This is a genomic window from Serratia symbiotica, assembly GCF_000821185.2.
Taxonomy (GTDB): domain Bacteria; phylum Pseudomonadota; class Gammaproteobacteria; order Enterobacterales; family Enterobacteriaceae; genus Serratia; species Serratia symbiotica.
On sequence record NZ_CP050855.1, the window covers coordinates 1302141 to 1317345 of the forward strand.

Below are 15205 nucleotides of genomic sequence, written 5' to 3' on the forward strand. Positions count from 1 at the left end.
CGGAGAATAAATATGTTTCGGGGATTGAAAGTGTTACTGCTAAGTTTGTTGCTGTTTTACTGCCGGTGGGCGCTGGCAGACTGTATCACCACCGATGGCACTGTGATCCTGCCTAGCAGCAGTTCTTTCGTGGTGTATAACGGCCAGACCAGCGCTCAGGGTACAGCAGGGTTAAACTGCACCGGCCTGAATCTATCGATAGTGTCGCAAAATAGCGTAACGGTGAAAATTGCTGCCACCACCCACGGTATGGCGCTGGCCAATATCGATGGATCCGGCGATCATATCCCTTATCTGATCTATCCTGATGCCAACTATCAGGATCCCTATAGCGTTGGGCAAACCATCGACTACAATTCATTGAATTTATTGTCGTTGATCTTGATTTCCACCAATGCTGACTTCCCGCTATACATCAAGACATCAGCCGGTGCCAATGTGCGCGCCGGCACCTATACCGACACCATCCATCTGGTCTGGAATTATCATATCTGTGGGCTTGGCCTACTCGGATTATGCATTGGGTGGGACGGTGTTAACGAGACCAGCACGGTGAACGTTAGTATGGCGATTACCAAGGATTGCCTGATCGGCACTGCGCCAAATGTTAACTTCGGCAACATGGCGCTGCTAGGCCAGTTTAACCCGGTGAATCAGAGCATTACCCTAACTTGCACAAAAACCGAGGGATACAACACTTACTTTACCAACGGCAATAACCCTACCGGCAACTGGCGGCAAATGAGGAGTGGCCTCAGCGACTTTATGCAGTATCAGATTTATTTACCCAACACCACGACCATCTGGGACAGTACTAACAAGCGCAGTGGTGTGGGTACCGGGCTGGTGCAGAGCATTACTTACAAAGCCGCAGTCAATGCGGCACAGCCTGAAAGGCCGGTAGGTATTTATCAGGACAACCTTAGCTTTGTGGTTGAATATTAATAGCCTAATGGGATAGGCTCTAAGGTCACTGAAGGGTTGCCAGCCCATACATGATGCACATCTGCGTGCTGGCACCGCAGCATCGGCGGAAAATATCTTTAGCAACCTGTCTTGCCAACTTTGACCACCAGCAAGGCATCAAACAGACGCTGTTTATCCGCATCGCTAAGATTGACCTGATTAACCGTACGCAAAAAATCCCCACGATCCGCATCAGTCAGCGGTCCGGTGTGTAGTTGCTTGACCAATTGTTGTAGGATGCGGCTACTCAATTGAGCAATTTGCGAGCGCACGCTGTCTAGCGGGCGTGGCTGCCAGCCTGGCTCTGGCGTCGCCAGCCAGTCTGCACGATAGCGATACTGAATCGCCTTAGCGGCGTCCATTTGCGCTACAATTAACGGCCGCACCGACGTCGAAACTAAGCCCAGCCGTTCTGCTTCCGCCTCGCTGACAGCCAAGACCTTGGCCTCCTGCGTGACATCCTCAATCGGCAAATGTTGTTGCGCTTTATAACCAGCCACATCCTTCATAAAGGACAGCCGTTGGTTTACCAGACCGCCAATAGCGGCGGCGCTATCTGCCAGCACCGGGAAACTGGACAAACAGCAAGCTATCAGTAATACCCTAAACATAACGGTTCCCTTTTCAGTGTTAAGCAACAGAATTAACCACGATCACTCTGCTGCAAGCAAGTAGGATCTATGGCGTAGAATTCATCAGCAACATTTTTACGGCGATTTGCACCACCCTGTGCAGTCAGAAAACATGAGCCATGAACAACTCATCAATTTTGATGTGACTCCAGTGCAGTCCGCTTTAAATATGGTAAGCAGGCATAGAGGAGATCTCATTTAGAACCTATCCCATTAGGCTATTTTATTTGCCATTTTGCACCCGGATAGTGCTCACCATCCTCAGCTACTCCCTGTACGCGCCGATTGTTGCACGCTGTCCTGCTCCAAACTGGCTGCAACAATGTACGCCTGCCGGGATAGGCTCTAAATGGGGGGACACAATAAAGATCACCTCTCTCGCTATGCCTGTCCTGTTGTTTTAGTGCCTCATTGCTGGGACTCTTTCAGATTTCTATTCCGATACCATGGAAAATCAGAAATTATAACCAGCAACAATGTAATAAGCCCAACCAGTGGACTTGATTGGGCCTTGCGGCGTGCCAATATCCGCACCATCCTGCCATTGTCCACCATTATGGAAGTAACGAGCAACAAATGAGTAGTGCCAGTGATCGTAGTTTAGCGCCAGAATATGGCTGGAAGCGATTGAGTTACGGGTGCGCACCTGCTTACTGGCAGCGTTGTCTTTGCCCAGATCGGAACCAAAATCAAAGTTGGTGAAGCCAATATAGCTCAGGTTGCCCCCCCATAGTGGAGTCAGCGGCACCAGGTATTTCACCTTAAAGCGGTAACCATCCCAGCTATTTTCGTTAGCCGCCTGATAGTTTTCCCACTGGTATTTGGCATAGATATTCAACGACAGGCTCATCGGCAGGCCAGTGTTGACATCGCTACCCAACCCCATATACCAGGTGTTTTGACGTCCATCGACATTGTGGCCCAGATCATAGATGTAGTTATTGGCAAAGTACCACTCTTTGAACAGGCCGAAACTTAGATCGGTGGCGGTTAGCTTATCGATAGAGAAACGTGGCTCGATTTCCACAAACATTGGGGAGCCTTTATCCCAGATGCCGCGATCCGGGGTATTGCCCACGCCGAAGAACTTCGGCACATCAACGTAACCGTAGAAATCGAACCAATCTTTTTTTGCGAAGGCTTCGTATTCCAAGTACACGTCATTGTTCAGTTGTGGCCCAAAACGTGTGTGGTAGCTGCCCACCACGTTCGCGCTCTGATGCCACCAATCGGAGACATACTCACCGTTTTTGCTATCAGCCATTGACGACGCATTGTAAGAGGCAGCAAGAAGTACACCTGCTGTGAGAGTTATTTTTTTCATTTTATTATACCACATGCTTTAAAGGGCCATTTCTTGCCCACAAGATTAGAAAAGATGATGACGATGAGTCCTGGCGTTACCTGTGCAAAACACATTTAGGTAACGCGTGTATCCGCATAATAGAAATCATTGATTCATTGAAATCTGTGATCTCATCATGCATCCCCTAAATACATAATCGATTGCGCTAACATTTGTCAAAATATGATTCACATAAATTTGCGACTCAAATCATGAGTGATGTTTTTTTAAACTATGCCTACCCCATTATTATCAGCGGCAAAGGCTAACTCAGAGCATGTAGCAGCAAAGAAAATGCTGGCGTTCATCACCAGCATGATATCAGAGACAGGGCTTCAATCACCGAAGGGAGCAGCAGCGTATCCTCGGCACCACGCATTACACCCTGCGCAATCAAAAGGCGATGCCATCGAGATGGCCCGGTGCAATCGGGTTTGATGAGGTTAGCCGTAAACAATAGTAGCCGATCAGGTTTCTGTCAGGCATTGCAACTGATGAAGTCATTAGTCAAGTTTAAATTCTTAACAAGGTGCCGGGACACGGTAACACACAAACCGCAACAAAAGCACGGCACCCTCACGGCAAGGTATCTTGCTCTTATGAGGGTGCCGTCAATGACAACTCCCAACCTGATAATGCCTTGGTGAGACGCAAGCAGGAAAAATCTGTGGGACAGGACTTCAACTATTATTACCGCGCTAGGCGCTATTCTTTCGTCCTGTTGAAGTAACTATAAGCGCCAGACCCACCAACCTAAAGGGTGAAAATCACCCTTGTAATATATTAATAAAAATGATAGCAAACCCCATTGGGATATATCTATTTGGTTTAGATTTGAACTATTTAATCAAGGTAATAAAAATGAATATCAACGTAACCGATCAACCAAACCCGAATGATAAAGAATTCGTTATCGATAGCCTCTGGGCCCATAACGATAAAACTCAGCCCGTCGACATTCACCCATTGTTCCTGACCCTAACCGATGACGATAACCAGATAGTCGCCGGTCTGGTCGCCAGAACCTGGTGGGGCGGCCTTGAGGTGCAATATCTCTGGGTTGGCGACCAATACCGCCAAAGTGGCTATGGCCGCCAGTTAATGTTGCAGGCCGAAGAAGAAGCTCGCAAACGCGGCTGCCACATGGCCTGTGTGGATACCTTCGATTTTCAAGCCAAAGGCTTTTACGAAAAACTCGGCTACCGAGTCTTTGGCGATTTGCCCGGCTATGCGCATCGGCACACTCGCCACTACCTGGCTAAAAACCTTTAAATCAGCTTCAGCAGATCTGAGGTAAGCATGGATCCCCCCAATAAAAATAATAAATATTATTTTAAGAGCCTCACTACCATGATAGAGCACCTGAGCGACCCCTGGGGCATCAAAGACCAGCAGTCTCGCCACCTCTACATGAACAGGGCCGCCTACCGCTATACCAACACGCCGCTGAATTTTGACGTTGCTGGCAAGCTTGATCATGAATTCCCCGCCGACTGGGCCGAATGCGCTGCCGATTTCATCGAGCATGACAAAATGACCGAGGCGTCGCGCGAACGCGTCACGGTGATTGAAACCCACTATTGGTACGGGAAAGACAGCCTGACGCCGTTTATCAGTGAGAAACTGCCGATATACAACGATGACAAACAGGTGATCGGCGTGATGTGGAACGCCAAGCCGATGAACAGCCTGTCGCCGTTGAAGTACATTAACCAGCAAAAACCCAGCGTGCTGACCACCGAAGTGAATAATGACTTGTTCACCCGAGCCGAACTCGACGTGATATTTTTAATGCTTCAGCGGTTTACCGTGAAAGAGATCGCAAGAATATACAGCATCAGCAATAAAACGATAGAAAATCGAATATATAACATTTATCAAAAAGCCAACGTCCATACGCAGCAGCAATTCGAAGAGTTTTGCAAATACGCCTGCTTGGACAACTATATTCCCGATCGCCTGATAGCCAAAGGCATCCAATTTATTTGAACAGCAAGGAATACCTCACCGTGATAAAGATTGAAGATTATCCGCTCAGCCGCGTGCCGCAGGATAGTAGAGTCTCGTTTTTAAGCGTGGCCATAGTACATATGGGCATGCTGACCGCCCTCGATCAGTTTATGCTAGGGGCGGTGCTTGGCAACTCGATGACGCTGATCGACGCCTTCAGCACCATTGTCATCGGCAGCCTGATCTTTGGCGGGGTGACTTACGGCCTCGGGCTGGCAGGCATGCGTGAAGGAATTTCCGGCAGCCTGCTGGCGCGCTGGTGCGGCTTCGGCCGCATCGGTTCGGTGCTGATCGGTGTAGTGGTGGCCGTTAGTCTGCTGGGCTGGTTTGGCATCCAGAACGCCATCTTCGCCAAGTCGCTCGATTTCGCCTTGGGCAACAAACTGGGGTTTGGCTTGGCCGCCGGGCTGTCCGGCAGCCTGCTGACCCTTTTAGTCGCCTTTGGCTTCAAGGCGCTGCGCATCGCCGCGCGCATTGCGGTGCCGATGTTTATCATACTGGTGGCCTTTATCTCCGTCACCGCCCTGTCCAGTCATAACTTGCAGGAAATCATTCAACTGGCGTCACCAGGCGAACCGCTGACCATCAGCGCCGGCATCACCATCGTCGTGGGCGGTGCCATTGTCGCCAGCCTGATGACCCCCGACCTGACCCGCTACTCCAAAAACAGCAAGCATGTGCTGGGCGTGACGATTTTCACCATCGTCGCCGGTGAGTTTGTGGTCAACGGCCTGGCGATCCTGATCGCCAAAACGCTGGGCACTGCGGACGTGGTGACCATTATGTCGCAGGCGGCGGGCGGCGCAGGCTTGCTGGTGGTGGTATTCTCCACCCTGCGCGTCAACGATCTCAACTTGTATTCCTCCTCGTTGGGCATCGTTAACGCGGTCGAAGGCATCACCGGCAAGAAGTTGAAATATACCTATACCACGCTGGTCATCGGCATACTGGGCACCACGCTGTCAGTGCTGGGTATTTTGGATCGTTTCGTCGATTTCCTGACCGTGCTCGGCGTGGTGTTCCCGCCGATTATCGGCATTATGCTGGTGGATTACTATCTGTTACGCAGCAGCCGCAAAATCCTGGATGACAGCCAGCTCACCGGTAAATTGCCGGATGAAACCGTCACTATCGGCTGGGCAGCGATCGGTGCCAGTATCGTTGGCGGCATCGTCGGGTTGGTTACCGAGTGGGGGGTACCGACCATCAACTCACTGCTGGCCGCCAGCCTGCTCTACTGGGCGCTAAAGCTGGCGTTCAGCCGCGCGCAAAAGCCGGCCATCACGCCAGACCCTCGGTGATCATTGAGCCACCCTCTGCTGGTGCGAATTATTGAAAAAACGAAAAAGGTGGGATTGCCAAGTGTCAGTAGCAAAATAGCCTTGATACTCAGAGTAGGGAAAAGCGCTCCCTCTCTGAGCTTTATTATAAAAGTCCGTCAGCGATTGCTTGTTAGTATTTTGATCGGCTTTGTTGAATAAATCGGATTTTGGGTCAGCAGCTCCGACGCTCAGGCAATGCGTACACTTTTGGCCTACCTGCCTTGGTCATTTTATTCAGAGCACGCACTATGGCCAAAACCTCTGCAACCTGATCCTGATAGTCATGTAACGTCAGCGAATCGCCGAACAATGGTTTTTCCCTGTACAAAGCAGTTTCCGCTATTGACCGCCGGTTATAGGCCGTTGGTCACTTCCATCGCGCATTGCGACCTGTCAGGCGTTGATTCGCCACAGCCCGGTACGATCTGCATACGCCTCAGGCCAGTAACCCGCCCCTTTCGCGGAGGGAACCGCGCCAACTTTCCATGAACAACGTTCTCTGTCTGAACGTCTGTATCGGGAACAGGGGCTGGAGACGCAAAACTGCTGGGGCATAAATCGCAAAAAATGACGGATAAATATAACGATGATCGAGGGAAAGAGTGGAGGGTAATCGCAGTTTAAACCGTACTTTTTTTATACAGTTTTGGGGAAGAGTTTTGGTGGAAGACTCGAAGACCAAAAGCCAACATAAAACTAACAATTTATGTTGGCTATATGCTAACAACAATACTTACATGTGTTTAACGATGGCGTCACCAAACTCTGAGCATTTCAGCAACTTAGCGCCATCCATCAAACGTTCAAAATCGTAGGTTACGGTCTTCGCGGCAATCGCCCCTTCCATTCCTTTAACAATTAAGTCGGCGGCTTCTGTCCAACCCATATGACGCAGCATCATTTCGGCAGAGAGAATAATGGAACCTGGATTCACTTTGTTCTGGCCGGCATATTTAGGCGCAGTGCCGTGGGTCGCTTCGAACAGCGCGCAGTCAGAGCCGATGTTGGCACCAGGTGCAATGCCGATACCGCCAACCTGGGCTGCCAGGGCGTCAGAAATGTAGTCACCGTTCAAGTTCATACAGGCGATCACATCGTATTCCGCTGGGCGTAGCAATATTTGCTGTAAGAAGGCATCGGCGATCACATCTTTCACCACAATCTCTTTACCGGTATTTGGGTTCTTGATTTTCAGCCATGGCCCACCGTCAATCAACTCGCCACCAAACTCTTCACGCGCCAATTCATAGCCCCAATCCTTGAAAGCACCTTCGGTGAATTTCATGATGTTGCCTTTGTGAACCAGGGTCACGGAATCACGGCCATTGGTGATAGCGTATTCGATCGCCGCACGCACCAGACGCTTGGTTCCCTCTTCGGAGACGGGTTTGACGCCGATCCCACACTGCTCTGGGAAGCGGATCTTCTCCACGCCCATTTCGTCACGCAGAAATTTGATCACTTTATCTGCTTGCGCAGAACCGGCTTTCCACTCAATGCCAGCATAGATATCTTCAGCGTTTTCACGGAAGATCACCATATCAGTCAGTTCTGGCTGTTTAACCGGACTTGGGGTGCCCTGATAATAGCGTACTGGACGCAGGCACACGTATAGATCCAACTGCTGACGTAGAGCCACGTTAAGGGAGCGGATACCACCACCAACCGGGGTAGTCAACGGGCCTTTGATGGCAACACGGTAGTCACGGATCAGATCCAGGGTTTCATCCGGTAGCCACACATCATTCCCGTAAACGTGAGTGGATTTTTCGCCAGTGTAAATTTCCATCCATGCGATTTTGCGGGTGCCGTGGTAGGCTTTTTCTACAGCTGCATCAACCACATGAATCATAGCAGGGGTAACATCAACGCCAATGCCATCGCCTTCGATAAACGGAATGATGGGGTTATTTGGAACGATCAGTTTACCCTGGGCATCGACCGTAATCTTTTTACCTTCTGCCGGAACAATTACTTTGCTTTCCATCAATCTCTCCTTATACGCGCAATTTTTGTTAATGTTTTGTAAGATGTGGGTAGATACTACATCGAATATTCCGCCCGATCCAATCCGAAATAGATTCGGTTATAATGCCCTTATCAGCCATAATCTCAACTGCCATGAATAAAATATTTATTAAAAATCAAAAATTTAAACGATTCAGCAAGCATGTGGCAGCGCAAGATCTGTACCGAGTGGTATTATTCAACAAGCCATTTGATGTGCTGCCACAGTTCACCGATGCAGCCGGTCGCACCACCTTGAAAGCATTTATTCCCTTTACCGACGTTTACGCCGCCGGGCGTTTGGATCGCGACAGTGAAGGGCTGTTGGTGCTCACCAACGAGGGTAAGTTGCAGGCGCAGCTCACCCAACCGGGCAAACGCATCGGTAAGGTATACTTCGTGCAAGTAGAAGGCGTGCCGCAAGATCGCGATCTGACACCCTTGCGCCACGGCGTCACCTTAAAAGACGGCCCCACCTTACCCGCTATAGTGGAACGGGTGGACGAACCGCAATGGCTGTGGCCGCGCAATCCACCGATCCGCGAACGCAAATCAATCCCCACCACTTGGCTGAAAATCACTCTGTTCGAAGGCCGAAACCGTCAAATACGACGCATGACGGCACATATCGGTTTCCCTACCCTGCGCCTGATTCGCTACAGTATGGGCAACCTTTCATTAGGTGAGCTGCAACCCGGTGAATGGAAAAATCTTGATTCCCTATGAAGGGCCGTGCGCCCACATACCCGACGTGATAAAATCCTGCGCTTGTTTTTATCAGCCGGTTCATGAGACTCCCATGTCAGACAACAGCCAGAAAAAAGTCATCGTCGGCATCTCCGGCGGCGTCGATTCTTCCGTTACTGCCTATTTGTTACAGCAGCAGGGCTATCAGGTCGCTGGGCTGTTTATGAAAAATTGGGAAGAGGACGATGATGAAGAATACTGCTCAGCAGCGGCCGATTTGGCCGATGCGCAAGCGGTATGTGACAAGCTGGGCATCAAGCTGCATACGGTGAACTTCGCGGCGGAATACTGGGACAACGTGTTTGAGCTGTTCCTGGAAGAGTACCAAGCAGGTCGCACACCTAACCCAGATATTTTGTGTAATAAAGAGATCAAATTTAAAGCCTTCCTGGAATTCGCCGCAGAAGATCTAGACGCTGACTTTATTGCCACCGGCCACTACGTGCGCCGCCAGGATGTCGACGGTAAAAGCCGCCTGCTGCGCGGTATCGACAGTAACAAAGACCAAAGTTACTTCTTGTACACGCTGAGCCACGAGCAGGTGGCGCAAAGCCTGTTCCCGGTCGGCGAGCTGAAAAAACCGCAAGTGCGTTGCATCGCCGAGCAGTTGGCGCTGGTCACTGCCAAGAAGAAGGACTCTACCGGCATTTGCTTTATTGGCGAGCGCAAGTTCCGCGACTTTCTAGGGCGTTATCTGCCCGCTCAGCCAGGCTTAATCGTCAGCGTTGATGGCCAGACCGTCGGCAAGCACCAGGGGCTGATGTATCACACCCTGGGCCAGCGCAAAGGGCTAGGCATCGGTGGCATGAAAGACAGCAGCGAGGAGCCGTGGTACGTGGTGGACAAAGATGTGGCCAACAATATGCTGGTCGTCGCGCAGGGGCATGACCACCCGCGTTTGATGTCCGCTGGCCTAATCGCGCAACAACTGCATTGGGTTGATCGCATGCCGCGCAGTGAGCCATTCCGTTGCACGGTGAAAACCCGCTATCGCCAGCAGGACATCCTCTGCCGCGTTACCCCACTTGACGATCAGCGCATCGAAGTGCGATTCGACGAGCCAGTAGCTGCCGTGACTCCAGGCCAATCTGCCGTGTTTTATCAGGGAGAAATCTGCCTTGGAGGCGGCATTATCGAACAACGTCTGACGTAAAACAGGGTCAGGTGCTGCAATCACCGCAGCCCCTGAACACCTTTATTTAAAATGTTTAATTACCCAATCAGGCACAAGCTCTAATAGTTCCGACACGATCAGTGCGAGAAGAACTGACCACTACAATATGCCTGTGTCCCCCGCCAGAGCATGCCGGTTTTTGCGCTGCTCCACGTCACACGGCAGCTCTGCCTTAGCGTCGGCGTACTAGGCACTGGGTTTAGCCCTGATTTTGTGGCATGATCTGTAACATTTGTTGTCATCGTTGTTGTTACAGCCATGGCCGATCATCACCGATCTGTAGCCACTGCCGTCACCCTTTCGATACACATAATTTTATAGAGTAAGCCATGTACCATTAACCGTGTTTACAGGAGTAGCCGTGGCGAAGAATTATTATGACATCACGCTGGCGATAGCTGGAATTAGTCAGTCAGCACGGCTGGTTCAGCAGTTGGCACACCAAGGGCAATGTGATCACAAAGCCCTTCATACCTCACTAAGCAGCCTGCTACAAATGGACTCCCCTTCCACGTTAGCGGTATTCGGCGGCGAAGAGCGCAAACTTAAGGTCGGCCTCGAAACGCTGATGGCCGTACTCAACGTCAGTAATAAAGGGGCGGGGGCTGAACTGACCCGCTACACCCTCAGCCTGATGGTGTTGGAACGCAAGCTCCACGCCAATAAACAGGCAATGCAAACCCTTGGCGATCGTCTCAGCCAGCTCGATCGCCAGTTGGCACATTTTGACCTTGAGTCAGACACGATCATCAGCGCGCTGGCTGGCATGTATGTCGATGTAGTCAGCCCGCTCGGTCCGCGCATTCAGGTTATCGGTTCGTCGGCGATCTTGCAGAATCCACAGGTGCAGTCCAAGGTTCGCGCCGTCCTGCTGGCGGGCATCCGCGCAGCGGTGTTGTGGCAACAGGTTGGCGGTAGCCGCCTGCAGCTCATGTTTTCCCGTCATCGTCTGCTTAAGCAGGCACAAAATATCATTGCTGATTGTTAATAGATCCCAGGAGTTGCTACCGATGGAATTATCCTCACTGACCGCCATTTCACCCGTTGATGGACGCTACGGTGATAAAGTCAGCGCACTGCGCACCATTTTCAGCGAATACGGTCTGCTAAAATTCCGTGTGCAGGTAGAAGTACGTTGGCTGCAAAAACTGGCCGCCTGTGCAGAAATCAAGGAAGTTCCCGCTTTTGATACCAACACCAACGCTTTCCTCGACAAAATTGTCGAGGAATTCAGCGAAGAAGACGCACAGCGTATCAAGACCATCGAGCGCACCACCAACCACGATGTGAAAGCGGTCGAGTATTTCCTGAAGGAAAAAGTGGCGACGATCCCTGCCCTGCATGCAGTGTCCGAGTTCATCCACTTCGCCTGTACCTCAGAAGATATCAATAACCTGTCGCACGCGCTGATGCTGCAAACCGCGCGTCAAGATGTGGTGCTGCCTTACTGGCGCAAAATTATCGACGCGATCAAAAGCCTGGCGCTGGAATATCGCGACATTCCTTTGCTGTCTCGCACCCATGGTCAGCCGGCTACCCCATCTACCGTCGGTAAAGAGTTCGCTAATGTGGCCTACCGTATGGAACGCCAGTTTCGTCAGTTGGCGCATGTGGAGATCATGGGTAAAATCAACGGCGCGGTCGGCAACTACAACGCCCATATCGTTGCCTACCCGGAAGTGGACTGGCACTCGTTCAGCGAAACCTTCGTCACTTCTTTGGGCATAACCTGGAACCCATACACCACCCAGATAGAGCCGCACGACTATATCGCCGAACTGTTCGATTGCATGGCACGCTTTAATACCATTTTGATCGACTTTGACCGCGATATTTGGGGCTACATCGCCCTGAACCACTTTACGCAAAAAACTATCGCCGGTGAGATCGGTTCCTCCACCATGCCGCACAAAGTCAACCCGATCGACTTCGAAAACTCCGAAGGTAATCTGGGCCTGGCCAATGCAGTGCTGGGCCACTTGGCCAGCAAACTGCCCGTTTCCCGCTGGCAGCGCGACTTGACCGATTCCACCGTGCTGCGTAACCTCGGCGTTGGCCTGGGCTATGCGCTGATCGCCTATCAGGCGACCATGAAAGGCATCAATAAGCTAGAAGTAAATCAGGCGCACCTGCTCAACGAATTGGATCACAACTGGGAAGTGCTGGCCGAGCCGATCCAGACTGTGATGCGCCGCTACGGCATCGAAAAGCCCTATGAGAAACTGAAAGAGCTGACCCGTGGTAAGCGCGTGGATGCGGTTGGCATGCAGGCATTTATCGATGCTCTGGCATTGCCGGAAGAAGAAAAAACCCGCCTGAAGGCGATGACACCGGCCAACTATATCGGCCGTGCCGCTACCTTGGTCAGCGAGCTAAATGCGCGATAACCAGGTAATCGCCGAGCCAATATAAGTTGGAACCAGTGGCAGTGAAATTATCCGGAAACCTTGTTGGTTTCCGGATTTTTTATGCCGATAGTTCAACTTGCCCTACACTTCAGGCATGCCCGTCATCCCCTGGCTATCTGCAAAAATTCTGCTCTCACATACACCTTTGGATGAAACGCTAAGTTTAAATTTCATTAAACTTTGCACCAAAACTGTTTATTCAGCGTTTATCAGCCGTTGCCGATAATGAGTCCGAGCAAAAATCAATAACGTTTTTTCCGCTTACCTTGCGAACAAAGCAGGCTATATCTACCATAACTTCGAATGGATAAGGTGTCCGTGCGTGTTCGCCAGAAAGCGTGTTACCTTTTATAACGTGGGTGCCAGGCCTGTTCACCCGCATATCCATAGGAGTTCACCGTGCGAATACTGGTTGTCGAAGATAATGGTTTATTACGCCACCACCTTTCCGTTCAGATGCGTGAAATGGGTCATCAGGTTGATGCTGCTGAAGACGCAAAAGAAGCCGATTACTTCCTGCAAGAACATGCGCCAGATATTGCCATTGTTGATCTTGGACTGCCGGGCGAAGACGGCCTTAGCCTGATCCGACGCTGGCGCGCTCACCAAATGAAATTGCCGATTCTGGTTCTGACCGCGCGCGAAAGCTGGCAGGACAAAGTGGCAGTACTGGAGGCCGGTGCTGACGACTATGTCACCAAGCCGTTTCATTTAGAAGAAGTGATCGCTCGCATTCAGGCGCTGATGCGCCGTAACAGCGGTTTGGCCTCCCAGATTATTGTGCTGCCGCCGTTCCAGATCGATCTGTCTCGCCGCGAACTGAGCGTTAATGAGCAGAACATCAAATTGACTGCCTTTGAATACACCATTATTGAGACGCTGATCCGCAATGCCGGCAAAGTGGTCAGCAAAGATTCGTTGATGCTACAACTGTATCCGGACGCCGAATTGCGCGAAAGCCATACTATCGATGTGCTGATGGGTCGCCTGCGCAAAAAAGTACAGGCAGAATATCCGCAGGACGTGATCACTACCGTGCGTGGCCAAGGCTATCGCTTTGATGTGAAATGAGCAGCATGCTTAATAAGGATATAAAACCGTTTTCATTGCGCGCCCGCTTTTTAATGGCGACTGCTGGCGTGATCCTAGCATTGTCTCTGTCTTACGGCTTGGTGGCGGTAGTGGGTTATATCGTCAGTTTCGACAAAACCGCCTTTCGTCTGCTACGCGGCGAAAGCAACCTGTTCTTTAGCTTGGCACAATGGAAAGACAATAACCTCACCATCGCCGTTCCCCCTGATATCGACCTTAATTTCCCTACTTTGGTCTTTATTTACGACGAAAAGGGCAACCTGTTGTGGAACCAGCGCAGAGTGCCGGAATTGGAAAAGCTGATTAACAAAGAATGGCTCAGGGAGTCAGGTTTCTACGAGATCGATACCGATACCCGTATCAGTAGTGAAGTGCTGGGCAACAACCCCAAAGCGCAAAATCAGTTGAAAGGTTATAACAACACCGATAAGAATGCACTCACCCACTCAGTGGCGATCAGCACATACGCCGCCACCGAGCACCTACCGGCGCTAACCGTCGTGGTCGTCGATAGTATTCCACAAGAGCTGCATCGCTCCGATGTGGTGTGGGAATGGTTCAGCTATGTATTACTGGCCAACCTACTGCTGGTGGTGCCGTTGCTGTGGTTAGCAGCCTACTGGAGCTTGCGGCCAATCAAGACGCTGGTCAATCAGGTTGGCGAGTTGGAGAATGGCGAGCGGGAGCAGTTGGACGAGAACCCCCCCAGCGAGCTACGCGGGCTAGTGCGCAACCTGAATATTTTGGTACGCAACGAACGCCAGCGTTACACCAAATACCATACTACGCTGTCCGATTTGACCCACAGCCTTAAAACGCCACTGGCGGTGCTGCAAACGACCCTGCGATCGCTGCGTTCCAGCAAGCAGACCACCATTGAGGAAGCCGAACCGATCATGCTGGATCAGATCGGCCGCATCTCGCAGCAGATCGGCTACTACCTGCACCGAGCCAGCATCAACTCAGGGCAAACGATGCTGACGCGCGAGATCCACTCAGCGCCAGCGCTACTTGACAGCCTCACAGTAGCGCTGAACAAAGTCTATCAGCGTAAAGGGGTGGTGATAACGCTAGATATCTCGCCAGAAGTGACCTTTATGGGGGAGAAGAACGACTTTATGGAAGTGATGGGTAACGTGCTGGAAAACGCCTGTAAATATTGCCTGGAGTTTGTGGAAATCACCTCGCTGCACTCCGATAAAAACCTCACTATTGTCATCGACGACGACGGCCCAGGCATTCCGGAAAGCAAGCGCGCGCTGATTTTCAAACGTGGCCAGCGTGTCGATACGCTGCGCCCCGGCCAGGGCCTCGGCCTGTCGGTGGCAGCGGAGATCATCGAGCAATATGACGGCCAGATCACCATCAGCGACAGCCCGCTCGGTGGCGCACGCATGCAAGTGACCTTCGCCCGTCAGCATGATTCCCATCATCACGATTGACATTCTCCCGGCCCAAAAGAGCGAGACACCCTACAGCGTCTGGCTCACCTCAGTGGGTCT

At 51.3% G+C, this 15205-nt stretch carries 13 protein-coding genes and 2 pseudogenes; 11 read left to right on the plus strand and 4 right to left on the minus strand.

What is annotated here, in order from left to right; all coding sequences use genetic code 11:
* Positions 1-12: 12 nt before the first annotated feature.
* Entirely contained in the window at positions 13-945 is a 933-nt protein-coding gene (locus SYMBAF_RS06560) for a Csu type fimbrial protein (RefSeq protein WP_040265836.1), read from the plus strand.
* A 98-nt stretch (positions 946-1043) separates the two neighbouring features.
* Here the strand turns inward: SYMBAF_RS06560 and SYMBAF_RS06565 are convergent, their stop codons facing one another.
* A complete protein-coding gene (locus tag SYMBAF_RS06565; RefSeq protein WP_040265831.1) occupies positions 1044-1577 on the minus strand; it encodes a chorismate mutase in 534 nt (177 codons plus the stop codon).
* Positions 1578-2052: 475 nt separating this feature from the next.
* Positions 2053-2922: a nucleoside-specific channel-forming protein Tsx gene (locus SYMBAF_RS06570; RefSeq protein WP_040266258.1), complete on the minus strand. Its 870-nt coding sequence runs from the start codon at positions 2920-2922 to the stop codon at positions 2053-2055.
* 882 nt (positions 2923-3804) lie between these two features.
* Here SYMBAF_RS06570 and SYMBAF_RS06575 point away from each other — a divergent pair.
* From SYMBAF_RS06575 to SYMBAF_RS06585, 3 genes are read left to right on the plus strand one after another with little or no spacing between them, the layout of a single operon-like run.
* Positions 3805-4215, plus strand: coding sequence for a GNAT family N-acetyltransferase (locus SYMBAF_RS06575; RefSeq protein WP_040265829.1), 411 nt, complete (start codon positions 3805-3807; stop codon positions 4213-4215).
* A 27-nt stretch (positions 4216-4242) separates the two neighbouring features.
* Positions 4243-4932: a helix-turn-helix transcriptional regulator gene (locus tag SYMBAF_RS06580; RefSeq protein WP_040265828.1), complete on the plus strand. Its 690-nt coding sequence runs from the start codon at positions 4243-4245 to the stop codon at positions 4930-4932.
* 20 nt (positions 4933-4952) lie between these two features.
* Positions 4953-6254 carry a cytosine permease gene (locus SYMBAF_RS06585; protein WP_040266257.1) on the plus strand — a complete coding sequence of 434 codons (1302 nt, stop codon included), beginning with the start codon at positions 4953-4955 and terminating at the stop codon, positions 6252-6254.
* A gap of 193 nt (positions 6255-6447) precedes the next feature.
* On the opposite strand, the pseudogene SYMBAF_RS17605 reads toward SYMBAF_RS06585, so the two are convergent.
* Positions 6448-6746 (minus strand): annotated as a pseudogene (locus SYMBAF_RS17605) (IS5/IS1182 family transposase); the annotation flags it as partial.
* On the opposite strand from SYMBAF_RS17605, the pseudogene SYMBAF_RS06590 reads away from it, so the two are divergent.
* Positions 6739-6899 (plus strand): annotated as a pseudogene (locus SYMBAF_RS06590) (integrase); the annotation flags it as partial. The pseudogenes SYMBAF_RS17605 and SYMBAF_RS06590 overlap by 8 nt on opposite strands.
* Positions 6900-7008: 109 nt before the next feature.
* On the opposite strand, the gene icd reads toward SYMBAF_RS06590, so the two are convergent.
* Positions 7009-8262, minus strand: a complete 1254-nt coding sequence (gene icd, locus SYMBAF_RS06595) for an NADP-dependent isocitrate dehydrogenase (protein WP_040265827.1) — start codon at positions 8260-8262, stop codon at positions 7009-7011.
* Between the two features lie 134 nt (positions 8263-8396).
* Between icd and rluE the strand changes: the two genes are divergently transcribed.
* The 6 genes from rluE (at position 8397) to phoQ (ending at position 15145) form a co-directional block, all read left to right on the plus strand.
* Positions 8397-9008: a 23S rRNA pseudouridine(2457) synthase RluE gene (gene rluE / locus SYMBAF_RS06600; RefSeq protein ID WP_040265825.1), complete on the plus strand. Its 612-nt coding sequence runs from the start codon at positions 8397-8399 to the stop codon at positions 9006-9008.
* Between the two features lie 73 nt (positions 9009-9081).
* The gene (gene mnmA, locus SYMBAF_RS06605; RefSeq protein WP_040265824.1) at positions 9082-10182 is read left to right on the plus strand and encodes a tRNA 2-thiouridine(34) synthase MnmA; all 1101 of its coding nucleotides are present in this window, start codon (positions 9082-9084) and stop codon (positions 10180-10182) included.
* A gap of 382 nt (positions 10183-10564) precedes the next feature.
* Positions 10565-11191 (plus strand): high frequency lysogenization protein HflD, encoded by a 627-nt coding sequence (hflD, locus tag SYMBAF_RS06610; RefSeq protein WP_040265822.1) that lies wholly within the window; start codon positions 10565-10567, stop codon positions 11189-11191.
* A 22-nt stretch (positions 11192-11213) separates the two neighbouring features.
* The gene (purB, locus tag SYMBAF_RS06615; RefSeq protein ID WP_040265820.1) at positions 11214-12590 is read left to right on the plus strand and encodes an adenylosuccinate lyase; all 1377 of its coding nucleotides are present in this window, start codon (positions 11214-11216) and stop codon (positions 12588-12590) included.
* 420 nt (positions 12591-13010) lie between these two features.
* Positions 13011-13682, plus strand: a complete 672-nt coding sequence (phoP, locus tag SYMBAF_RS06620; protein WP_040265818.1) for a two-component system response regulator PhoP — start codon at positions 13011-13013, stop codon at positions 13680-13682.
* Positions 13683-13687: 5 nt separating this feature from the next.
* A complete protein-coding gene (phoQ, locus tag SYMBAF_RS06625) occupies positions 13688-15145 on the plus strand; it encodes a two-component system sensor histidine kinase PhoQ (protein WP_040266255.1) in 1458 nt (485 codons plus the stop codon).
* The last annotated feature ends 60 nt before the right edge of the window (positions 15146-15205 follow it).

What these genes read in the sequence shown, in the direction of transcription:
- SYMBAF_RS06560 (WP_040265836.1), top strand. Translation starts at nt 13, where the DNA reads ATGTTTCGGGGATTGAAAGTGTTACTGCTAAGTTTGTTGCTGTTTTAC.
- SYMBAF_RS06565 (WP_040265831.1), bottom strand. Translation starts at nt 1,577, where the DNA reads ATGTTTAGGGTATTACTGATAGCTTGCTGTTTGTCCAGTTTCCCGGTG.
- SYMBAF_RS06570 (WP_040266258.1), bottom strand. Translation starts at nt 2,922, where the DNA reads ATGAAAAAAATAACTCTCACAGCAGGTGTACTTCTTGCTGCCTCTTAC.
- SYMBAF_RS06575 (WP_040265829.1), top strand. Translation starts at nt 3,805, where the DNA reads ATGAATATCAACGTAACCGATCAACCAAACCCGAATGATAAAGAATTC.
- SYMBAF_RS06580 (WP_040265828.1), top strand. Translation starts at nt 4,243, where the DNA reads ATGGATCCCCCCAATAAAAATAATAAATATTATTTTAAGAGCCTCACT.
- icd (WP_040265827.1), bottom strand. Translation starts at nt 8,262, where the DNA reads ATGGAAAGCAAAGTAATTGTTCCGGCAGAAGGTAAAAAGATTACGGTC.
- rluE (WP_040265825.1), top strand. Translation starts at nt 8,397, where the DNA reads ATGAATAAAATATTTATTAAAAATCAAAAATTTAAACGATTCAGCAAG.
- mnmA (WP_040265824.1), top strand. Translation starts at nt 9,082, where the DNA reads ATGTCAGACAACAGCCAGAAAAAAGTCATCGTCGGCATCTCCGGCGGC.
- purB (WP_040265820.1), top strand. Translation starts at nt 11,214, where the DNA reads ATGGAATTATCCTCACTGACCGCCATTTCACCCGTTGATGGACGCTAC.
- phoQ (WP_040266255.1), top strand. Translation starts at nt 13,688, where the DNA reads ATGCTTAATAAGGATATAAAACCGTTTTCATTGCGCGCCCGCTTTTTA.